The 21,165-nt window shown below is 72.4% G+C and carries 21 protein-coding genes; 9 read left to right on the top strand and 12 right to left on the bottom strand.

The window, feature by feature from the left end:
- The first annotated feature begins 40 nt into the window (after positions 1-40).
- The 3 genes from PUR71_RS14730 to PUR71_RS14720 all read left to right on the top strand — a co-directional run bounded on the left by PUR71_RS14730 (position 41) and on the right by PUR71_RS14720 (position 1,730).
- Positions 41-289: an acyl carrier protein gene (locus tag PUR71_RS14730; protein WP_329927432.1), complete on the top strand. Its 249-nt coding sequence runs from the start codon at positions 41-43 to the stop codon at positions 287-289.
- A 68-nt stretch (positions 290-357) separates the two neighbouring features.
- Positions 358-1,107, top strand: coding sequence for an HAD-IB family hydrolase (locus tag PUR71_RS14725; protein ID WP_329927431.1), 750 nt, complete (start codon positions 358-360; stop codon positions 1,105-1,107).
- The gene (locus PUR71_RS14720; protein ID WP_329927430.1) at positions 1,104-1,730 is read left to right on the top strand and encodes an AAA family ATPase; all 627 of its coding nucleotides are present in this window, start codon (positions 1,104-1,106) and stop codon (positions 1,728-1,730) included. The genes PUR71_RS14725 and PUR71_RS14720 overlap by 4 nt, the downstream gene beginning before the upstream one ends.
- Before the next feature lie 83 nt (positions 1,731-1,813).
- Here the strand turns inward: PUR71_RS14720 and PUR71_RS14715 are convergent, their stop codons facing one another.
- Positions 1,814-3,235: an MFS transporter gene (locus tag PUR71_RS14715; RefSeq protein WP_329927429.1), complete on the bottom strand. Its 1,422-nt coding sequence runs from the start codon at positions 3,233-3,235 to the stop codon at positions 1,814-1,816.
- Between the two features lie 190 nt (positions 3,236-3,425).
- Here PUR71_RS14715 and PUR71_RS14710 point away from each other — a divergent pair, with 190 nt between their 5' ends.
- Positions 3,426-3,761 (top strand): ArsR/SmtB family transcription factor, encoded by a 336-nt coding sequence (locus tag PUR71_RS14710; RefSeq protein ID WP_329927428.1) that lies wholly within the window; start codon positions 3,426-3,428, stop codon positions 3,759-3,761.
- A 187-nt stretch (positions 3,762-3,948) separates the two neighbouring features.
- Here the strand turns inward: PUR71_RS14710 and PUR71_RS14705 are convergent, their stop codons facing one another.
- The 8 genes from PUR71_RS14705 to PUR71_RS14670 form a co-directional block, all read right to left on the bottom strand.
- The gene (locus PUR71_RS14705; protein WP_329927427.1) at positions 3,949-5,070 is read right to left on the bottom strand and encodes an LLM class flavin-dependent oxidoreductase; all 1,122 of its coding nucleotides are present in this window, start codon (positions 5,068-5,070) and stop codon (positions 3,949-3,951) included.
- A gap of 110 nt (positions 5,071-5,180) precedes the next feature.
- Positions 5,181-5,948 carry a thioesterase II family protein gene (locus tag PUR71_RS14700; RefSeq protein ID WP_329927426.1) on the bottom strand — a complete coding sequence of 256 codons (768 nt, stop codon included), beginning with the start codon at positions 5,946-5,948 and terminating at the stop codon, positions 5,181-5,183.
- A gap of 131 nt (positions 5,949-6,079) precedes the next feature.
- Complete coding sequence (locus PUR71_RS14695) at positions 6,080-6,355, bottom strand: hypothetical protein (protein ID WP_443077449.1); 276 nt, start codon at positions 6,353-6,355, stop codon at positions 6,080-6,082.
- A gap of 238 nt (positions 6,356-6,593) precedes the next feature.
- Positions 6,594-7,724 carry a methyltransferase domain-containing protein gene (locus tag PUR71_RS14690; protein WP_329927425.1) on the bottom strand — a complete coding sequence of 377 codons (1,131 nt, stop codon included), beginning with the start codon at positions 7,722-7,724 and terminating at the stop codon, positions 6,594-6,596.
- 318 nt (positions 7,725-8,042) lie between these two features.
- Positions 8,043-8,891, bottom strand: a complete 849-nt coding sequence (locus PUR71_RS14685; protein ID WP_329927424.1) for a helix-turn-helix domain-containing protein — start codon at positions 8,889-8,891, stop codon at positions 8,043-8,045.
- Positions 8,892-9,210: 319 nt separating this feature from the next.
- A complete protein-coding gene (locus PUR71_RS14680) occupies positions 9,211-9,423 on the bottom strand; it encodes a DUF397 domain-containing protein (RefSeq protein ID WP_329927423.1) in 213 nt (70 codons plus the stop codon).
- Positions 9,424-9,501: 78 nt separating this feature from the next.
- Positions 9,502-9,708: a DUF397 domain-containing protein gene (locus PUR71_RS14675; RefSeq protein WP_329927422.1), complete on the bottom strand. Its 207-nt coding sequence runs from the start codon at positions 9,706-9,708 to the stop codon at positions 9,502-9,504.
- Positions 9,698-10,534, bottom strand: a complete 837-nt coding sequence (locus PUR71_RS14670) for a helix-turn-helix domain-containing protein (protein WP_329927421.1) — start codon at positions 10,532-10,534, stop codon at positions 9,698-9,700. The genes PUR71_RS14675 and PUR71_RS14670 overlap by 11 nt, the downstream gene beginning before the upstream one ends.
- A gap of 116 nt (positions 10,535-10,650) precedes the next feature.
- On the opposite strand from PUR71_RS14670, the gene PUR71_RS14665 reads away from it, so the two are divergent.
- The 4 genes from PUR71_RS14665 (at position 10,651) to PUR71_RS14650 (ending at position 14,616) form a co-directional block, all read left to right on the top strand.
- Positions 10,651-10,851, top strand: a complete 201-nt coding sequence (locus PUR71_RS14665) for a hypothetical protein (protein ID WP_329927420.1) — start codon at positions 10,651-10,653, stop codon at positions 10,849-10,851.
- Entirely contained in the window at positions 10,851-11,102 is a 252-nt protein-coding gene (locus PUR71_RS14660) for a hypothetical protein (RefSeq protein WP_329927419.1), read from the top strand. Before PUR71_RS14665 ends, PUR71_RS14660 begins: the two co-directional genes overlap by 1 nt.
- A gap of 80 nt (positions 11,103-11,182) precedes the next feature.
- Positions 11,183-11,644 carry an NUDIX domain-containing protein gene (locus tag PUR71_RS14655; protein ID WP_329927418.1) on the top strand — a complete coding sequence of 154 codons (462 nt, stop codon included), beginning with the start codon at positions 11,183-11,185 and terminating at the stop codon, positions 11,642-11,644.
- Positions 11,645-11,841: 197 nt separating this feature from the next.
- Positions 11,842-14,616, top strand: coding sequence for a M4 family metallopeptidase (locus tag PUR71_RS14650; protein ID WP_329927417.1), 2,775 nt, complete (start codon positions 11,842-11,844; stop codon positions 14,614-14,616).
- On the opposite strand, the gene PUR71_RS14645 is transcribed toward PUR71_RS14650, so the two are convergent.
- The 3 genes from PUR71_RS14645 to PUR71_RS14635 all read right to left on the bottom strand — a co-directional run bounded on the left by PUR71_RS14645 (position 14,586) and on the right by PUR71_RS14635 (position 19,392).
- Positions 14,586-14,909 carry a DUF1330 domain-containing protein gene (locus tag PUR71_RS14645; RefSeq protein ID WP_329927416.1) on the bottom strand — a complete coding sequence of 108 codons (324 nt, stop codon included), beginning with the start codon at positions 14,907-14,909 and terminating at the stop codon, positions 14,586-14,588. The two genes, PUR71_RS14650 and PUR71_RS14645, sit on opposite strands and share 31 nt — an antisense overlap.
- A gap of 171 nt (positions 14,910-15,080) precedes the next feature.
- The gene (locus PUR71_RS14640; protein ID WP_329927415.1) at positions 15,081-15,371 is read right to left on the bottom strand and encodes a barstar family protein; all 291 of its coding nucleotides are present in this window, start codon (positions 15,369-15,371) and stop codon (positions 15,081-15,083) included.
- A gap of 4 nt (positions 15,372-15,375) precedes the next feature.
- On the bottom strand, positions 15,376-19,392 hold the full coding sequence (locus PUR71_RS14635; RefSeq protein WP_329927414.1) for a polymorphic toxin-type HINT domain-containing protein: 4,017 nt from the start codon (positions 19,390-19,392) through the stop codon (positions 15,376-15,378).
- Between the two features lie 432 nt (positions 19,393-19,824).
- Between PUR71_RS14635 and PUR71_RS14630 the strand changes: the two genes are divergently transcribed.
- A partial coding sequence (locus tag PUR71_RS14630; protein WP_329927413.1) for a trypsin-like serine protease occupies positions 19,825-21,165 on the top strand: 1,341 nt, incomplete at its 3' end.

Below are 21,165 nucleotides of genomic sequence, written 5' to 3'. Positions count from 1 at the left end.
CGTATCCGACATGACACACCCTCACGAAGGAGGCCGGGGCATGACCGAGTCCACCGCGGCGCGCATTGTGGCGATCCTCGCGGAGAACTTCGACACCGAGGACAGGGAGCTGTCGGCGGACACCGACTTCGAGTCCCTGGAGTTCGACTCGCTGGTGCTCGTGGAGCTGGCCGTCATCCTCACCCGGGAGTTCGGCGTCGAGGTGACCGACGAGGAGCTCGTCGCCAGCACGACCATCGAAGGGGCGGCCGCCCTGGTGGCCGCCAAGGTCCTGGCGGTGGCGGCCTGACGCCCCCTCGCCGCGGGACCCCGGTCCCTTCCGGGCCGCTCGTGCGATCCGACTCCAGGCAGGAGGACATGACTACCATCCCCAGGCCGGCGGCGTTCTTCGACGTCGACGGCACGCTGACCACCACCACGACCATGTTCGGCTTTCTCGCCCACCACATGGCCGCGCGCGGCCGGGCGGCAGACGCCGAGGCGCTGCGCGGGCGACTGCGCGCCATGACGGCGGCCGGCGCGGACCGCGCCGAGGCCTGCCGGGAGTACTACCGGGTCTACCGCGGCATCGAGGAGTCGGTGCTGCTCGCCGAGGGCGAGAGCTGGTTCCGTGAACGCCGCGCGGACCCCGGCTTCTTCAACGCCCCGGCGCTGGCGGCCTTCCGGGCCCACGCGCGGGCCGGTGACCTGACGGTCCTCGTGTCCGGCTCCTTCCCCGCCTGCCTGGCCCCGCTCGCCGAGCACCTCGGCGCCGACGTCGTCCTGTGCTCCCGGCCGCAGGTGCGCGACGGGGTGTGCACGGGCACCGTCGCGGCGCCGATGATCGGCGAGCACAAGGCCGCGGCGGTCAGGGCCCTGGCCGACGAGCGCCGGCTCTCGCTCGCCGACTCCCACGCCTACGGTGACCACCTGTCCGACGTGCCGCTGCTGGAACTCGTGGGCACGCCGGTGGTGGTCGGCGACGATCCGGGCATGCGGCGTCTGGCGGCCGCCCGGGGCTGGCGGCGGCTGGAGGACGTGCCGTCGGCGGCGGGGCGGCTCCCGGCCTGGGGGTCGGCGGCGGGGTGGCTCCCGGCCGGGTGGCTCCCGTCGGGGAGTCACCGGTGACCGGCGCCGGCGCCCGGGGCCCGAGGATCGCCGTCGTCGGCGCGTACGGGAACGGCAAGACCACGCTCACCGGGGAGTTGACGCGCCGGCTCGGTCTTGCGCGCACCCACGGCCGCGCCATGCGGGATCCGCTGGGCGCCGAGGGCCGCTCGCTGGAGGACTGCACGGTGCCGCAACTGCTGCAGCTGGCCGTCCGCCGGTTCACCGAACGGGCCGTGGACGAGGCGCTGCTGGCGGACGGGTTCGTGTCGGACGGATCCGTCCTGCACGAGTGGGTCTACACCAAGGTGCGGCTGGTCCTCGGCCGCCTGCCCGAGCCCCCGGCACGGCTGGACCGGGCGCCGCGCCCGCCGGCGACCGTGCCGTACGAGGAAGTCGCCGACCAGATCGGCCTGCTGGCCAAGCAGCACGTCCTCGACGGATACGACCTGGTGGTCCACCTGCCGGCCGAGGTACCGCTGCCGCAGGGGCACCGCCCGATCAGCGAGCACTTCCGCGCGGTGTCCGACCGGCTGCTGCTGGACACGCTCGAGGAGTTGCGGTGCCCGGTCCACCGGGTCACCGGCACGCTCGAGGACCGGGTGCGGCAGGTGCTGGGCCTCCTCGCCTCCCGGAGGGGGTGAGGCGGGCGCCGCACCGTGCGCGAACGCTCGGCCGGGGATCCCCGGCCGAGCGTTCGCGTGGGCGGCCGCGGCCGTCGGAGGCCTCAGGCGGCCGCGGCCGCGGTGCGCCGTTCCGGACGGGCGATGAGCTGCCAGGCGATCAGGGACCCGGCGAGGTAGGCGGTGCCGACGGCCAGGAAGCACACGGCGGCGCCGCGGTTCCACCCGGTGACGGTGTGCAGCACGACGCCCATGGCGGCGATGCCGACCAGCGATCCGAGCTGGCGGTTGGCGTTGAGGACCGATCCCGCGACGTTGGCGTGCTCCGGGCCCGCCGCGTCCACGAGGGCGGCGGTCATGCCCGGGGAGATGATGCCGGCACCGATGTTGGCGATGCCGACGGCCAGGGCGATCACCCAGTACGGCGTGGTGGGCGAGATCGTCGTCATCGTCAGCGAGGCCACCCCCGCCACCAGCAGGAAGACGGCGAGCAGCGGGCCGTTGGCGAAGCGCGCGGAGATCCGCGAGTAGACGATGTTCGCGATGGGGAAGAAGATCGTCATCGGCAGCAGCTCCAGTCCCGCCTGGAACGGGTCGGCGCCGCGCGCGTGCTGGAGGTAGAGGCCCAGCATGAAGGTGGAGCCGAACAGGGCGAAGTTGAACAGGAAGCCCACGAGGTTGGCCCCGGCGAAGCGCGGCCCCTGGAAGAGCCTCCACGGCATGACGAGGTTCTCCGCCCGGCGCTCACGGCCGATCAGGAGCGCCGCCGCGACCACCACCACCGCGTAGGACGCGAGCACGGCCGGTGCCGTCCAGCCCAGCTGGGGGCCCTCGATGAGGGCGAAGCTCACCGCGGCCAGGGCGATGATCCAGGTGATGTGCCCGGGGACGGCGAGCTTCGTGGCGCGTCCCTCGACGGGGGCGATGTAGCGGCGGGTCATGAACACCCCGATCGCGCCGACGGGCAGGTTGAGCAGGAAGATGGACTGCCAGCCGAAGGCGCTCACCATCAGGCCGCCGATGGTCGGGCCCAGGCCCGACGACGTGGCCACGATCGCCGACCACAGGCCGAGCATCCTGGTGCGCTCGCGCTTCTCCGGGAAGGAGAAGACCAGCAGCGACAGCGAACTGGGCATGAACAGCGCCGCGCCCGCGCCCTGGACGAGCCGCGCGGCGATCAGTAACGCGGCGTTGGGGGACAGCGCACAGGCGAGGGACGCCAGGAAGAACACCGCCATGCCCCACATGTAGACGGTCCTGGCACCCCGCCTGTTGGCGAGCCCGCCGGCGAGCATGAGCAGGGAGGCGAAGGTGAGGACGTAGCCGTCGACGATCCAGGTCAGCTGGCTGAGCGAGGTGCCCAGCTTCTCCTGGATGGTGGCCCCGGCGACGTTCACCACGGTGACGTCGAGGGTCGCCATGACGAAGCCGGTGGCCAGCGCCGCGATCTTCAGACCGCTGGGCACGTCGGGGCGCACGGCAGAGGGGGAGGAGGCCGGTGCTGCCCCGGCCTGGGCAGTGGTCATTGCTCATCTCCTGGTGGATCGGCATCGGAGCTGCCTGCGAAAGCCCGTGACACGCAAGCACTTTGACGTCACGTCACGTTGTTCCCTCACTAAAGCCCATATGATGATGACTGTCAAACTATGATGACCGTCAACCTTTGATGGCTGCCATACGATGAGGCCGAGGAGACCCGATGAGGAGAGGCCAGCTGTGACCGCACGGACCACCACGGAACGCATCACCGACCACCCCGACGCCGACGCGATAACCCTCCAGGGCGTGCTGGAAGCGCTCGTCGACCCCGTGCGACGGAGCATCGTGCGCCAACTCGCCCAAGCTCCACAGGACATCGCGTGCGGCACCTTCGACATCGCGGTGACCCGCTCCACCGGCACCCACCACTTCCGGGTGCTGCGCCACGCCGGCGTGATCAGGCAGTACTACGTCGGCACGTCCAAGATGAACACCCTGCGCAGCGACGACCTGGAGGCCGCCTTCCCCGGCCTGCTGGCCGCGATCGTCGGGGCGGCCGCGCGGGAGGGCTGACCCCCGCCGCCACCGGCGCCGCCCGCCGACGCCCGGACCCCGGCCACCAGGGGCTGCGCCTGGCGACCGGGGTCCGGGGGCGCGTACGCGGATGCGGGGCGCGTACGCGGGTGTGGGGGCTGCGGGAACGTGCGATGGCTGCGGGGTCGTGCGGTGGTCGTGGGGTGGTCGTGGGCTCGTGCGGGTGCTACGGGATCAGCTGGGGGAACAGGTCGCGATTGTCCTTGTACCACTGGACCGACTCGTACAGCCGCCGCGTGGAGCCCGTGAAGTGCGGCGCCACGTACCGCGCGAGGAGGTCGTAGCTGCGCCGCGTCCGCTCCCAGTCGGCCCAGTCCTGGGCGTAGACCAGCAGCGTGCCGAAACCGCCCACCTCCTCGCGCAGCCGCTCGATGCCGGCGACCACGTCCTCGACGGAGCCGACGATCGCGCTGCCCGCGTCGACGGCGGCCTCCAGGGCCTGCGAACGCTTGACACCGGGGATGTCGACGTCGAGGCCCCGGACGTCGCCCCAGTAGCCGTACGCCCAGCGGTCGTACCCCTCCCGGACGTCGGCGAGGGCCTGTTCCCGGGTCTCGGCCACGTACACCGGCAGGGTGATCCGCCAGTTCCTGCGGTCGACGGTGGTGCCGTGCTCGGCGGCCGCCTCCTCGGCGAACGCCCACTGGCGCTTCATGTCCGGCCGCGGGTGGCCCGGGCGCGGAGCGCCGAAGGACACGGTGCTGATCCCGTAACGCCCGGAGAGCTTCATGCTGTTGGGGGAGGCGACACTGGCCGCGGCGATCTCCAGCCCGCTCCTGCGGTACGGCGCGAGCTGGAGCTTGGCGTCTTGCAGGGTGAACCACGGCGTCTTCCTGGTGACCCGCTCCTCACCGTTGATCAGCTCGACGACGGCCTCCAGTGAGTCCCGGAACATCGCGCGCAGCTCGCTCATCTCGCGGCCGAGCATGCGGGCGTCGGTCGGGATCCCCCCGGCGCCGACCCCGAGCACGAAGCGCCCGCGCGTCAGGTGGTCGAGGTGGACGGCGCGGCTCGCGACCATGAAGGGGTGGTGGTACGGCAGCGTCATGACACCGGTGGCCAGCCTGATCCGGCGGGTGCGCTCGGCCGCCGCCGCGACCAGGAGTTCCGGGACACCGATGGTGTTCCAGCCCATCGAATGGTGCTCGCCGATCCAGAACTCCGCGTAACCGAGGCGATCGAGCAGCTCTATGAACTCCAGATCGCGCTGGAACTGCAACGTGGGATCTTCGCCGAGCGGGTGCATCGGGGACAAGAAGGCGCCAAATTCCAGATTCTCGGGGTACAACGATCCTCCTGTTGCCGGTCGGTTTATCCAGCTCCGCCGGGACCGTGGTGGAGCTGCGGTGGACGGATTTTCACGCCCCTTCACGCCATGCCACATCACGCCACGTCACGTCACGCAGGTCGGGCGTGGCGTTCGAGCGCACGCGCGAGGACGGCCGAAAGACGGCCGAAGAACGCTTCCTTCGATTCGCGGGGGAAGAAATGACCACCGGGGATCTCGTGCACCCGGGAACCGGCGCTCGTGTGCAGCCGCCAGGCACGGGCCTCCGCGGCCGTGACCAGCGGGTCGTCCACACCGGTGAACACCTCGATGGGACACGGCAGCCGCCCGGTCCGGTCCCCCGCGCCGGGCAGGCCGACGGGCGAACCGGTGCCCATGATCCGCAGATGGGAGCGGAAGGCCGCCAGCGTCCGCGAGGCCCATCCGGGATCCCCGGCGCCCCGCCAGGCGGCCCCGTCGAGCCGCTGCCACAGCTCCAGGAGCGCGTCGTCGGAAAGGTCCGGAGCGTGGGAGAGCCGGTGCGGCAGGTGCGGAGCGGGGTACGCCCCGACGATGAGACGCTGCGGCGGGCACTGCCCCAGGGACGCCCGCAGCCTCGCGAGGTGATAGGCCACGAGAGCGCCCATGCTGTGCCCGTAGAACGCGAAGGGCTCGCCGCGCCGCACCCGCAGCGCCTCGCCGACGACCCCGTCGTTGACGGCCGCCACCAGCTCGCCCAAGTCCGTCGGACATTCGCCGTCCCGGCCGGGCAGCGGGACCGGGACCACCCTGACCCCGGCCGGGATCCTGCGCTGCCAGCCGGCGAATGCGGAAATCCCCCCGCCGGCCTGGTGGAAACAGAAAAGGGACAGCGGAACGGAACTCCGTGCACCATTCATGCCGCCCCCTCCCGCGCTGTCCGAACCCATGGGGCGAGCCTAAAGACGCGAACATGCCGGGAAAAGAGTCGCGTTCTCCTATGCGCCGCACCACCAGCTTTCGCAGCGCACCCGGCGGCGCGGGCCCGTCCTCACGAACAGCCGCTGCCGCCGCCGTCGCTCCCGCAGCCGCCGCCGAGGACGCCCGCGTCGCCGCCGCTGCCGTTCGGCCCCCGCCGCCGGCGCGCCTTCGCCGCCGAACGCACCAGCTCGCCCGCCCCCAGCGTCACCGCCGCCACCACCCGCACCCACCCCGGCCCGCCGCGCTGCGCCCACACGACGCACGCGCACCCGCCGCCGACGAGCACCAGTACGGCCACCAGCACCACACCGACCATGTTCCCCAGTCCCTCCGTCCGTTCGCGCACCACGGGCGATCATCCCAGATCCCCCGATACGTGAACGAAACACTCGCTACAGGAATTCGATGTCACCGATGGGCCGGTGAAACCCGCTTCGGGGCGGACTTCGACGTTCCGTTCCTACAGCGCCACCCATGCCAACGACGTCGGCCGCCCGCCGGAGGTTCACCCGCCGAACGTTCCCCCGCCGGCTCGCCGCTGCGGGGGCCCTGCTGCTGGGCGCGGCCACGGGGCCGGGTGAAGGTCAGGCCACGGGGTTGCCGGAGTCGTCCAGCCAGACGGACTGCGCGCCGTCCAGGGCGATGGTCACGCCGAACCGGTGGAGGTCGGGCTTGCCCTCCTCCAGCCACCACAGGCGGGCGCTCGTGATCTCGTCCCACAGCCGGCGGGCCCCGGACTGGTGAACGGCGTCCTCGGCGTCCCACGCGGTGTGGCGGACGGATGCCCACGACCCTGCGCCGTCCGAGAGCTGCATGCGGTAGGTACCGCTGGGGTCGGCGTCGTCCCAGACGTGTTCGTACCGGACGCCTGGCACCCGCAGGCCGATGGCGAAGGCGGCGTTCACGTCCTCCAGGGCCAACTCCGGGTCCATCGCGGAGGGTCCCCGGTGGTCCGACACACCGACCGGTTCGACCACGGCGTGCGGCCGCTGTGCCCGCATCCACATGAAGCTCACGTTGGCGACGAATCGGCCGTGCGAGGGCTCGCCCGGCCGGCCGACCATCAGGTGCAGCAGCCCGGCATTGGCGTACGGGGTGCCCCAAGGGGTCACGATGATGCCGCCGGGGCGGGTCTGCTCGATCCAGGCGGAGGGCACCCGGCGGACGGCTGCCGTCGAGTGGATGCGGTCGTAGGGGGCGGCGCAGGACCACCCCGCCAGCCCGTCGCCGACGACGCGCTCGGGCGCGAATCCGGCGGCCGCGAGCCTCAGCGCCGCCTCGGCGGCGATGGCCGGATCGACTTCGACCGTGGTCACCCGATCGTCGCCGAGCCGGCCGCACAGCAGGGCACTCGTCCAGCCGGTTCCGGTGCCGACGTCGAGCACCTTGTGTCCGTCCCGCACGTCCAGGTGGCGGAGCATGGTCGCGACCAGGGACGGCATGGACGCCGACGACGTGGCGATGCCCGGCCCGTCCGCCCTCCCGTCGTCGACCTGCGTGACGACCACGCCGTCGGTGTTCACCAGCGACCACCAGGCGTCCGGGGCGTCGGCCTTCGTGACCCGCTCGTAGCCGGTCGGGGCATCGTCGTCCGGGGCCCACACGGTGTCCGGAATGAAGGCAGAGCGCGGGGCGCGCTCGAACGCGCCCCGCCACTCCTCGCCCAGCGCGCCGGCCTCGGTCAGATCGGCCAGCAACTGTACGTACTCGTCCATCGGTTGGCGCTCACTTCTTCGGGGGAACGGGCTTGGTCCACTGGCCGTCCGACTCCTTCGGGGACTGCTTCTTGTCCCCGGACGAGCCGCCCTTGCCGTCTCCGTGCTTGCCCATGTCGGAGTTCCTCTCGCTCGGTGGTGCCGGTCAGTTGGTGCGCGGGGCCACCGGGATCATCGGCCCCGGGCCGGGCGGCGCGGGCGGGGGTGGCGGGGCGGGCGGCGTGCTCATCCTGGTGCCTCCTTGTGCTGCGAGGTATGGCAACACGCTAGGAAGGCAAGCCAGTTGGAATCCATGACGTTGCACGAGATTGCACGGATTCACCCGAGGGAGTTGACCGCCGAGGTGATCAGGGAGCGGGCATCCGGGCCGTAGACCGCCATGTCGGCAAGTTCGGCGAAGGTGTCGGCGTAGGCCGCGACCTCGCTCGGCTGCGTGATCGTGATGTAGCCCGAGACCAGTTCGACGTTCACCTGTGCCGCGTCGAAGATCCAGAACCCTTCGACCGGCATCCGCGAGCGAGCCGGCCGATCGGGCACGATGCCCAAGCTCACGCTCGGCAGCGAGCCGACCGTCAGCAGGTGGCCGAGCTGCCCTGCCAACACCTTGGCCCCGCCCAGGCCGTTCCGCAGGACCGACTCCTCCATGAGGAAGGCGAATTGTCGTCCTCCCTCGTGGAGCACGGCCTGACGCTCCATGCGGGCCGTCACGGCCTCGGCCACGTCGTCCACCTCAACCCTGCGCCGCTGCACGGAGCGCAACACGGACTCGGTGTAGCCGCGAGTCTGGATGAGTCCGGGCACAAGCCATGACGAGTAACAGCGGAAACGTCGTGTCCGCTGGTACAGCGGCAACCGTGCTTCCTGTGCCTGTTTCAGCCCGGACCGCTCCATGCGCCGCCAGGTGACCCACATGTCCTCTGCGGTCCGCAGTGAGGCGATCAGATCCTCGGTCTGATCCTCCGCCCCACATGCCTGGCACCACGCCCGGATGTCGTCGGCGGACGGTGGCGTTCGGGCGTTCATGATCCGGGACGATTTCGACGGATGCCAGCCGCACAGGCGGGCGACGCCGAGCCCGGTCAGCCCGGCATCCCGGCAGAGCTCCGTGAGTCGGCTCGCGAGAACCTGCCGGGCCTGCTGGGCACTTGAGGACGGTGAGACAGCCATGGTCGCTGGTCAGTGGACCCGGTACTCCTCGTGCGGCGTCAGCAGGTCTCCGGTCTCCTCGTCCAGCCAGATCGTCGGGGAGTCCGTGTCCGGGGTGTTCGGGATGATGCCGAGGAACGTCAGGCCCATGGTCACTCCCGTTGTCGAGCGGGTTGCACCGATGTGCACGAGCCCGGCCCTCTTCGCTGATCGACGTCAAGTGGACATCAGGGCAGGACAAAAGGCCCCGTCCGGCCCGGCGCTTTCCAGGGGTCGCGCGGCTCGTCAGGTAGCCCGGCCGCCCCAGGCGTGGGGGCGGCCGGGCCGGGAGCGGTGGTTGCTACCGGGCGTCGAATTCGCCGGCGTTGACGGCGGTGATGAAGGACTGCCAGGCGGTGGGGGAGAAGAGGAGGGCGGGGCCGTTGGGGTCCTTGGAGTCGCGGACGGGCATGACGCCGGTGAAGCCGGGAGCCACCTCGATGCAGTCGCCGCCTTGTTGGCTGAAGCTCGACTTCAACCAGTGGGCGGTGCTCAAGTTGATGTTGGCGGGCATTTGGTCCCCTTCTGGGCAGTGCGTCGGCGCGCAGGGGGCCCCGCCATCCAGGCGTGGGGCGGCGGGGCCGAGCTGTGACTATCGGACGTCGAACTCGCCAGCGCGGATGGCGGTGATGAAGGACTGCCAGGCGGCGGAGGGGAAGACGAGCGCGGGGCCGCTCGGGTCCTTGGAGTCACGGACGGGCGTGACGCTGGTGAAGCCGTCCGCGACCTCGACGCACTGGCCTCCGCCACCGCTGTAAGTGCTCTTGCGCCAACGAGCATTCGATAGGTCAGGGTTCACTTTCGAAGTCCTTCCGTACTGCGCGGATCAGCTCCAGCGACGGGGCCAGGGGCAACGCTTCAACCTGGAGTCGATCGTAGTCCCTGGCCCATCCGGCGAGGGTTTCCGGATTGCGTTCCAGAATGCCGCGCTGGTGGGTCTCGGAGTAGCCGAGCAGAGAGCGGTTGGGCATCGTCAGCAAGGTCACAGGGTGGGCGAACGGGCGGTTCTCACCGAGGCTGATCGGTGCGATCTGGATGGTCATGTTCGGTTGGCTGGCGAGGCGTTCAAGGTGCGCGAGCTGGCCGATCATCACGGACCGTCCCCCGATCGGGCGCCGCGGGCTCCACTCGTCCAGTACGGCGTGGATGTGGGGAGGCGAGGGGCGTTCGAGCTTGGCCTGCCGGGTGAGCAGGAATTTCACCCGCTCGTCGGCGTGTTGCTGGGTGACGCTCCCACGCCTGACGAAGGCCTGCTCGTAGGCGGCTGCGTACTCCGGCGTCTGAAGAAGCCCCGAGATGACGCCGATCTCGAAGAGCCGGATCGCGACGGCTTCTGCTTCCTTGTCGGCGTACTCGGGGAATCCCTCTATCAGGATGCTGTGTTCGAGCTGGTCGAGCATCAGGGCGAGGGTGCCGCCAGTGTCCAGGTACGCATCGGCGACCTCCACGAACTTGCGGCTGGGTGCGCGGACGCCCCGTTCGATGCTGGAGATGTAGGCGCCCGAGTAGGAGATCGCGACGCCGAGCTGGGTCTGGAGCATCTTGCGTGCCTCGCGGAAGCGGCGCAGCTGGATTCCGAGCGATGCGTACGGGGATGACGTGGGGTCAAGGTTCTTGCGGTTCACGGTGCTTCCCAACTGAACCATCCTGAACTGGCGACTACAGATGCTTCCCCACGGTAGGGGCGTTCCGCAACCCTTTTCTCGACAGAGCGTAAAGGCTCGATTGCGGAGGGCTCTCTATGTCCAATGATCAGATTTCCAGACTCCACGGCTACGGCGTCCGCTGGGACCCCGAGGCCCGGTGCTACCGGGTGCGCAACGAGGTCACGGGGGAGTGGCTGCGCAGTGGTTCCTCGGGTGAACTCGCCTCGTTCACCTCGTTCTGCGCCGCGTTCTCGGCGTGGCGGGTCTTCGAGGTGCACCGCAGGACCGGTGCGTGATGACCTCGATGCTCAACCGGGCGACCGCCGACCAGCGCCGTGAAGCCGCCCTCGTCGCCGACGACTTGGCCGCCGTCCTCGCGCTCGGCGGGGCCAAGTTGCCGTCCCTCGAAGTGGACTGGGAGCACGGGCGCCGTACCGGGTGCTACCTGGTCTCCCTCGGGGCCGCCCGCGCCTCCGACGTCGTCCGGATCGTCGAACTGCTCCGCAAGGGCCTGCACTTCGAGCGCCTCGCCGCCGATGACGACTGAACTGGCCGCTCGGCTCCTGTGGCTGCTGTGCTTCGCCGCCCTGATCAACTGGTGTTTCCGGAACAGGAAGTAGCACTCCCGTGCGCGACCCCCGCCTCCTCGCCAAGCCGCCCGTGTGCCGGCTCGGCTGCCTCGCCCTCGTCCGCAACCCCCACGGCGACGTCCTGCTCGTCGACCCCGACTACATGGACGGGCTCATCCTGCCCGGCGGCGCCGCCCGCCCCAACGAGCCCCCGCACGAGGCCGCCGCCCGCCACCTCCTCGCGCAGACCGGTATCGCCCGGCGCCTCACGCACGTCCTGGCGGTCGACTTCACCGCCGCCGACCGCTACCTGGAGCGCCTCAACCTCGTCTTCGACGGCGCCACCACCACCCGGGAACCCGTCGTCCCTCCCCAGCACCGCAGTGGCCTGCTCGGTGCCCGCTTCGTCCCCGTCCAGCGGCTCGGCCAGGTGATGGCCCCCGCCCAGGCCGCGCGCGTCGCCGAAGCCCTCACCCATCGCGCCGTCCCCCTCCTCCTCCACGGCCAGCGCGCCGCCTGATCCCCGCCTGCGCAGGAAGTCGGCGGGCCCGACGTCCTGCGCAAGAAGCAGGGCCGGACATCCAGTGATAGGTAGTTGTTCGACATATAAAGAACGATGGCTTATGTTCGTGGCGTGGCCCTGGCGCACCGTCAGCCGACCGGCGACGGGTGAGCGCCATGGCCGAATCCGTGTTCCCGTTCCGTGAGAGGAGCGCCGTGCACCGTCACGCCCGCACGCCCAGGACCCTCGGCGCCGGCATAGCCGCCGTCCTGAGCCTGGCCGCCCTGGCCAGCTACGCCGCCCCGACGGCCGCCGCCGACACCGCGCCCGCGCAGGCCCCCGGCGACCCCGTCCCCGGCGTGGTCGCCGGCCAGGACACCGCCGCCCCGCAGCTGGTCACCGGCCTGGCCGACCCCGCCCCCGGCGCCCCGGCCGACGCCGCCCGCGCCCACCTGGCCGCCCACCGCGACCGCTACCGGGTCGACCCCGCCCAGCTCGCCGAGGCCGGCACCGAGAGCAGCCCCGACGGCCGCCGCACCGTCCGCTTCCAGCAGAACGAGGGCGGCGTCCCGGTACTCGGCGCCCAGTACCTCGTCCACCTCGCCGGCGACGGCGCCGCCCAGCACGTCGAATCCGTCGGCGGCAGGTACTTCACCGGCCTCACCGCCCCCACCACGCCCACCGTCCCGGACGAGCTGCTGCGCACCGCCGCCCTCGGCGCCCTGCCGGACGCCGCCCGCGCCAAGGCCACCGCCACCGACGCCGGCCTGGTGATCCTGCCCGACGGCGCGGGGAAGCTGACCCGCCACTACACCGTGCGCGGCGCCGACGCCGACGGCACCCCGCTCACGCGCGACGTCTACGTGGACGCCACCGCCGGCGTCGTCGCCCTCGCCCACGACGCCCGCACCCCGTCCACCGCCACCGCGCGGCCCGAGGCCGTCGCGCCCCCCGCGGCCGCCCCCGATCCGGCGCCGGCCACCGTCACCCCCGCCACCGGCACCGCCCCCGACGTCCACGGCAAGTCCGTCAACGTCAACATCGCCCGCCAGGCGGACGGCAGTTACCAGTTCACCGACCTCACCCGCCCCGCCGCGATCACCACCTACGACGCGGCCGGACGCGACGTCGACGACTTCGGCCGCATCCCCGCCGACGCCCACCCGGCGAGCTCCCCGACCCCCGACTTCCCCGCCGCCACCGGCACCGACGGCGCCACCGACGCGCACGTCAACGCCGGGATCGTCTACGACTTCTACCGCGACCGCCTGGGCCGCCTGGGCCTGGACGGCAAGAACGGCCCGATCGTCTCCGTCGTCGACGTCACCGCCGGCGGCCGCGCCTTTCCCAACGCCTACTGGGACGGCAGCAAGATGATCTACGGGGGAGGCAACGACACCTACTACCCGTTCTCCGCAGCCCTGGACGTCTCCGCCCACGAGATGACCCACGGCGTCATCGCCAACAGCGCCAACTTCGCCTACCTCGGCCAGTCCGGCGCCATGGACGAGGGCCTCGCCGACTACTTCGGCAACGCCGTCGAGGTCACCGCCCGCGGCATCGCGATGAACGACCCCAGGGCCGCGCTGCTCGGCGAGGGCCTGTGCCGCACCGGCACCCCGCAGGCCTGTGCCACCCGCCGCCTCGACGACCACCGCACCACCGTCGACACCTACGTCGGCGCCTCCCTGGCCTCCGACAACGCCGGCGTGCACCTCAACTCCACCATCTTCAGCGGCGCCCTGTGGGACATCCGCCGCACCCTCGACCCGCTCACCGCCGACCGCGTCGTCTACCGCGCGCTCACCGAGTACATGACCCCGCTCGACGACTTCGTCGCCGGCCGCAACGCCGTCCTGGCCGCCGGCCGCGCCACCGGCCTGACCCGCGCCCAGCTGCGCACCGTCGCCGACGCGTTCGACGCCCACGGCATCAAGGCCGGCTGGCAGCACAAGCTGGGCCTGGACAGCCGCGTCCTGCTCGGCGGCATCACCTCCACCATGGCCGCCCCGGTCGTCGCCGACGGCCACTGGGTGATGCTCGCCAACACCGACGCCACCCGCAAGAACACCGCCCTGTACACCGGCACCGTCACCGGCGGCGCCACCCCCGTGCGCCTGAGCCCCGACGACGGCCGGTACCACAGCTGGGCCGCCACCGACGGCACGAACGCGGCGTGGCTCGCCGTCGGCAAGGACGCCCAGGGCGTCTTCGGCTTCGAGCTGCTGAGCGCGCCGCTGACCGGCGCCGGCCCGGTGCGCAGCGTCTACCGCTCCACCAACCAGCAGCCCGGCAACATCCGGACGGCCGGCGGCGACATCGTCTACACGCTCCGGGACTTCGCCACCGACACCACCCGGATCCACGTCGTCCACGCCGACGGCTCCCCGGAGACCGTGATCCCGCTGCCCGCGGGCCACCAGGCCGCCGGCCTCGACCTGAACGGCGGCGCCCTCGCCTGGACCGAGGGGTGGACGGCCGGCCAGGACTACGTCACCGCGCCGACCGTGTACTCCCTGGCCGAGGGCAAGGTCACCGCCCAGTACGTGCCCGCCGACCCGAAGAACCTGGCCGACTCCGCCCACCTGGCCGGCGGACGCGTGCTGTGGGTCCAGGCCCCCGCCACCGGGCGCGCCACGATCCGCTCCGGCGCCCTGGACGGCTCCGGCGTCACCGACCTCCTGCCCGCCGGCTCCACGGCCCCCGAGCCGGCCGGCCTGACCGTCTCCGACCGCGCGGTCACCTACGTCACGCGCACCGGACGGGTCAACGACAACTGGACCAACGCGCAGACGGCCAAGCTGTGGCAGCTCCCGCTCACCGGCGGCACCCCCGAGCGCGTGTCCTGCGACCGCGGCTCCCAGGACGCGCCCGCCGCCGACCGCGGCACCCGTGTCGTGTGGCTCGACGCCACCGCCGGGCGCACCGACCTCGTCACCCGCGAGCGCCCCGCCGGCGCTCAGTGCGCCAGCGAGTCCGCGCCCCGGTAACCCGCGGGCACCCCGTCGGCGAAGATCGCGTCGGCGTCCATGTGGCGGGTGCGCAGCGGCAGGATCTCCCGGTACGCGGGGGAGTCGTACCAGGCGCGCACCCGCTCCCGGTCGGGGAACTCGATGACGATGATGTGGCTGCCCCAGGTGCCCTCCACCACCTCGACGTTCCCGCCGTGCACCACGAACCGGCCCCCGAACGGCTCCAGGGTGGCGTCGATGCGCTCCAGGTACTCGACGATGTCGGGCCCCTGCTCCACCGACCTGACGTGGGCGATCGCGAACGCGCTCATCAATTCCTCCTCGGCCTACCGCTGTTGGTGCCCTGCTGGCATCGACAACGGTAGGCCGAGTGCTTCTCCGCCGAATCCGTCACGCATAGGTAGGCCGACCGGTCCCGGGAAACGGACGAGGGCCCCGCCGGAAAACCGGCGAGGCCCTCGCACGTGGTGCTCAGCCGAAGGTCACTCGAAGCGGACGGTGAACCGCTCCCGCAGCCCGAAGTCCTCGTCCTGGCGCACGACCCGCTCCAGCAGGGCCGAGACCCGGCCGAAGAGCTCGGCGCCGAGCTGCGCCCGCGAGGCCTCCGCGTTCCGCCACACCAGCTCGACCGGGCGCTCCACGTCGGTGGACAGGCGGTCCCACAGCGCGTTGAGGTTGTGCCCGTAGTAGGGGCCGAAGTCGAGCTCCCTGGCCAGCAGGGCGTGGAGGTCCGCCTCGGAGCGGATCGTCGGGCCGTCGATGGTGACGCGCATGGGCCTACTTCCAGTTCGGGAGCCGGTAGGTGGTCTGGTAGTGGTCGCTGGTGACGTAGGCCAGGCCGTCGTTGGAGTACAGCAGACGCCAGCCGGGCTGCTTGGAACGCTTCATCAGCGGGTCGAGGCCCACGTCCGCCTCGTACCAGATGCGGAACCTGTCGTCGGGCAGGATCCCGCCCGCGGAGTCGGAGAACTCGTCGCCGCCGATCTGCCCGTCCTGGACGAAGTTGCCGAACGCTTTGCCCGGCTCCCAACCCAGGGCCTTGGCCTGGGCCTTGGTGTAGTAGTTGGCCGGGAGCTTGCCGGTGGCGCGAAGGCTGTCGATCAGCGGGTTCGCGGCCTGGGCGGCGGCGATCTGCTGGGTGAGCCACGCGCAGACCGGCGTGCCCGCGTTGTGGACCAGCAGCGGTGTGCCGCCCGCCAGCACATAGTACGTGTGGGTGTTGGCGACGGTGAGGTTGTACGCGTCCTGCGGGGGACGGCTCTCGTGACTGGTGCGGGTGATGCGGGCGGTGCGGCCGTCGGGCGTGCGCAGGGTGTCGTCGAGACCGAGCTCGACGGCGTCGCGCCAGGCGTGGCGGCTCTGTGACCAGTACGGGTGGTGATCGGTGGAGGTGATCTCCGCCGACCGGCCGTCCGGTGAGGCGACGGTCAGCTCCGTGAAGTCACGGTCGTCCGGCGTGCGGATCGTCGCGTCCACGCGCTGGGGCCCGGTGGCGCCCGTCTGCGGGTCGGTGGCCGTCACCCGGTCGCCGACGCGGATCCGGTCGATCGGGCGGCTGGTGCCGTCGGCGAGCAGCACCCTGGTGCCGGCGGGGAAGCTGTTCGGCCTCAGACAGCCGAGCCCCGCGGTCTCCCGCCAGGTCGACTTGAGCTCCTCTGCGAGCTTCGCCCCCTTGACACCCCAACGGGCCATCTTCTCGCCGAGGACGCCCCAGCCCTCGATCGGTATCTCGGCCGCACAGGACAGGGCGGCGTCCTCGTACTTGTCGCTGTCGTCGAAAACCACCCCTTCCTCGCCGTACGTCACGCAGTTGGCCAAGTTGGCCGGCGCGCCGACGACGGGGATGCTGCCGAGGATGTCGAGTTCGAGATGCGCGACGTCCATGACGGCTTCGGCCTGCTTGTCCAACGGCAGGGAGTTGAAGGCGACGATGGCCTTGAACAGCGGCGGCAGGTTCTGGTACGCCTGGGCCTGCAAACCGGCAAGGATCCGCTGGCTGTCCTCCCACGCCTGCTCCTGCCGGCGGGCCTGCTCGAGGGCATCGGAGAAGGTCGCGTTGATGGTCTTGACGTCCTGGCCGGCCTTCTCCGCGATCATCTGGGCCGCCGCGGCCGAGGCGTAGGCCTGACCGGCGCTGCCGGCGGCGGAGTCGGCACTGACCTCGGCCCAGCCGACGGCGCTCGCCGCGGCGACCGAACTGTTGGCGGCTTTCTGCCGTGCCTGCTGCGCCGTCCTCGCGTACCCCGCCGCCTGCCCGGCCGCCTGTTCGGCGTCGTGGGCCGACTGCTGGGCCTGCTGGGAGGCGGCCGCCGCGGCGGCCGCATCGGCACCGGCCTGGGCGGCGGCGTTGTTCGCGTCCGCGGTCGCGCCGCGCGCCACCGCGTAGGCCCGGGCGGCCTCGTCGGAGCTCTGGTGGGCGCGGGCGGCGACGATGCCGGCCTCGGAGATCGCCTGCTGCACGCGGGCGACGTGCGCCGCCGTCAGCTGGTCCTGGCGCTGCGCCTGGTACTGGCCGGTGGTGACGAACGTGCGCAGCACACCGGGCGGGCTGACCAGGGCCGCCTCGGCGGCCGCCTTGACCTCGGGGCCGCCGTTCTGGGCGAGGCGGGCGGCGAGGACGCGGTCGTCGGCCTCCCGGGCCTGGAACTGGGCGGTGGTCAGGAAGTCGACGAGGGCCTTGGGCGTGTTGGCGTTGAGGGCCGCGTCGGCGGCGGCCTTGACACCCGGTCCGCCGTCCTGGCCGATCCTGGTGACCTGGACGGCGAAGTCGGCGGCCCCCGCGTCGTACTGGCCGCTTTCCACGAAGGCGTGGACGGCGGTCGCGTCGCCGGCGAAGGCGGTCTTGGCGGCGGCGCGCACGGCCGGCTGGGTGGAGTCGCGGCCGAGGCTGAGGACCTGGTCGCGCTCGTCCGCCTGCTGGGCGGACCGCCACCCCGTCAGGGCGTACGCGGCGACGGCGTTGTCGCTGCCGGCGAGGGCGTACTCGGCTGCCGTGCGGCTCCAGGACCCCGAGATCTTCATCGCGGTGACGGCCATCTTCCGGCCGTCGGCGACGATCCGGCCCTGGTCGGCGCCGGGCTGGGCGGCGCGGTTGGCGAGGGCGGTGAAGTCCTCGCCGAGCTTCTTCGTCTGGTCCTGGAGACGGGTGGCGTCCGCGCGGGCCTGCAGGTAGGCGGCGGAGAGGTCCTGGGCCTGGTTGCGGCCGGCGACGGTGCGCGCCCTGATCTCCTCGGCGTCGGCCTTGCGGGCCGCCGTCTCGATCGCCTTGGCCTTCTCCACCGCGGCGGAGGCGGCGTCGGCGGCGTTCTTGGCCGCCTCGGAGCTCACCCTGGCCTGTTCGGTGGCCGCGGCCGCGTCGCCGGCGTGCGCGGTGGCGCTCTTGGCCGCGGTGGCGGCGTTGGCGGCCCGGGTGGAGGCGTCGCGGGCCGCGTCTCGGGCGTCGGCGGCGGCCTGGGCGGCGTCGGTGGCCAGCCCGGAGGCGGCGGCGGAGGCCTGGGTGGCTTCGGCGGCGTAGCGGCGGGCCGCGGCTGCGGCGCTCTTGGTCTCGCCGGCGTCGACTCCGGCCTGGTCGGCGTAGCCGCCGGCCTCGTCGGCGGCGGCGATGGCCGCGTTCAGGTCGGCGCTGATGCCCTTGACGGCGTCGGCGATGTCCTTGACGGCCTGCGCGGCGCGCGAGGCCCGGTCGGCCGCGTCGACGGCCAGCGCGGACAGGTTGGAGGCGGCGAGGGCCTTGTTGATGGTGTCCCCGTCGACGGCGCCGGCGGCGGCCGCGCTCTGGGCGCGCCCGGCGGCCTGGGCGGCCTGGGCGGCGGCGTAGGCGGCGCTGGTGGCGCAGGCGTTGGCCAGGCGCGCGGAGGAGGCGGCCTTGCGAGCGGCGGTGACGGCGGCCTGCGCGGCCTCGGCGGCCCGCCGGGTGGCCTCGGCGGCGCGGCGGCTGGCCTCGGCGGCGCGGGTCGCGTCGTTCTGCGCGGCCTTGGTCTCGTCGGCGGCGGTGCGTGCAGCGTCCTTGGCGAGGGCGGCGGCGGCGACGGCGCGGGCGGAGGCCTCCTTGGAGGCCTGGCTCTCGCTCTCGGCCTTCGTGCCGGCGGCCTTGGCCTGCTCGACGAGCTGGGCGACGCTCGCGTACTCCTGGTCGTGCGCGCGGGCCACGTACTGGCCGGAGGCGAGGAACTCGCGGACGTCGTCGGCGGATCCGTCGATGGCGAGGGCGGCGGCGCTCTTGGTGACGGGGCCGCCGGCGCTCTCGACCTGGGTGGCGCGCACCAGGTCGTCGGCGTCGCGCTGGTCGTACTGGTTCTGGTTGAGGAACGCCTTGACCTGGTCGATGGAGCCGTTGAGGGCCACGTCGGCGGCGGCCTTGACGCCCGGTCCGCCGCTGTTGCCGATGCGGGTGGCCTCGACGACCTGGTCCTGTTCGAGCGGCTTCTGCCAGCCCTGGCGGATGAACGCGTCGAGGTCCTGCGGGCTGCCGGCCAGGGCCTGCTGGGCGGCCTCGCGCAGGGCCCGTCCGCCCTGGGTGACGATCTGCTGGGCGGTTTCCTTGTCGTCGACGTACTCGGCGGCGGCCCGTCCGGTCAGCAGGAACTGCTGGATGTCCGGCTGGGCGCCGGTCAGGGCGGTCTCGGCTGCGGCCTTGACGGCGGGTCCGCCGGCCAGCCAGGCCTGGACGACCTTGCCGCGGTCGGTGGCGTCCAGGCCGGTGGGCGCGGGCACCGGCGGGCTGTCGGCGGTGGCCTGGGCCGGTGAGACCAGCGCGGCGAGCATGGCCAGCGGGAGCAGTCCGCGCCCCAGCATCCGTGTGCCGGCGAACCTCCTCCCGCCTCGTCCGGACCGCAATGTGTCGGGCTTCACCCGAATTCCCCCCTCTGTTGCCTTTTCCACGTGCACCGATGAGTCGGCGCGGTGAGCCTAGCGAAAGCACAATGGCCGCCTCACACGGCATCAGTCCTGGTCAGAGCGAAATCAATTTCACCGGCAGGGGACACAATGGGACCGGAGCGAACAAAAGTTACGAGCCGTCATCCCACCTGTGTACGAATGCCGGTTATGTCGCGGCGTCAGTTCCGCGGCGATGCTCCGGGAAACGGAAAACCTCGGGGAAAGCCGCCGCTTCGGCCCACTACGATCTGCGGTGCCCGGGCACCCGCACGCCCTGATCCGGCGGGGTCCGGGCGCATCCGCTCACCCGCCCGCGGCCACCGCGGCCGGACCGACGAAAGCGAATCCATGGCCCTGCACATACGACGGTGGCTGACGGCTGCCGTCGCCACCGCCGCGGTCCTCGGCGCCGCCGAACCCGCGGCGATCGCCGACACGCCGACGACCACGCCCGCCGCGAACACCGCCGCGGCGTTCGCGGCCGAGGACGGCGCCTACCCCGATGCCCAGCAGCTCCAGCAGGCCACCGGCATGACCGTCACCCGCGGTGACGGCGGCATCGTGTACACCCCCTGCGACACCCCCCACCAGATCACCATCTGGGGACGCTCCGTCACCCTGCCGATGTACCGGGCCTGCTTCACCGCGCCCGGCGCCTCCGGCTACCTGGCCCTCAACGTGCCCGACGCGTTCCGGATCGAGACCACCGGGCGCACCCTGCACGCCAACCTGACCACCGACGGCAGCGCCCAGAGCGTCGACGTGGCCGCCGACAGCGCCGTCGGCGTGGGCGAGGGCGCGGCCACCGGCTCGCACTCCGTTCTGCTGGAGCTGAACGTCACCGGCTCCACCGCCCAGCCGCCCGCGGCCCCGAAGCCGGACCCGGGAACGGCCGCCACCGCCCGCATCGCCGTCGGCAGCCTCGGTCGCGGGGGCCGGGCCTGCACCGGCACGCTGGTCGCCCCGCAGTGGGTGCTCTCCGCGGCCGACTGCTTCGCCACCGACCCGGCCGACTTCACCACCGCCCACGCGGGCCTGCTGCCCACCCGCACCACGGCCACCATCGGCACCCACACGGTCGAGGTCGTCGAGATCGCCCCGCGCACCGACCGCGACCTCGTCCTGGCCCGCCTGGCCGTCCCGGTCTACGACGTCACCCCGATCGCCGTCTCCACCACCGCGCCCGCCACCGGCGAGGCGCTCACCGTCGCCGGCTGGGGCCGCACCGCGACCACCTGGGTCCCCGACGCGCCCCACGCCGCCACCCTGACGGCCGCCGCCGTCACCGCCGGCGGCGTCGACCTCACCGCCAAGACCGCGGCCGACACCGTCTGCAAGGGCGACGCCGGCGCCCCGGCGCTGCGCACCGAGAACGGCAAGCCGGCGATCGCCGCCGTCACCAGCCGCGCCTGGCAGGGCGGCTGCCTCGGCACCGACCCCGCCGAGACCCGCACCGGCGCCTCCGAGGCCCGCGTCGACGACCTCGCCTCCTGGGTCGGCGGTCTGGTCAACCGGTCCTACCAGCTCGTCAACCCGGCGAGCGGACGGTGCGTCAACGTCTCGGGTCAGGGCCCGACCTGGGACAACCTCAACCCGATCATCCTGTTCGACTGCGTGCCCGGCGCGGGCAACGAGGCGTTCCAGCTGACGGCCTCGGGCCAGCTGTACAACCCGGCCAGCAAGCGCTGC

It is taken from the genome of Streptomyces sp. SP17BM10, from assembly GCF_036322405.1.
In the GTDB taxonomy this organism is placed as follows: Bacteria; Actinomycetota; Actinomycetes; order Streptomycetales; family Streptomycetaceae; genus Kitasatospora.
Note: the sequence above shows the minus strand (reverse complement) of the source record. Positions and strands in the feature narration are given on the sequence as shown.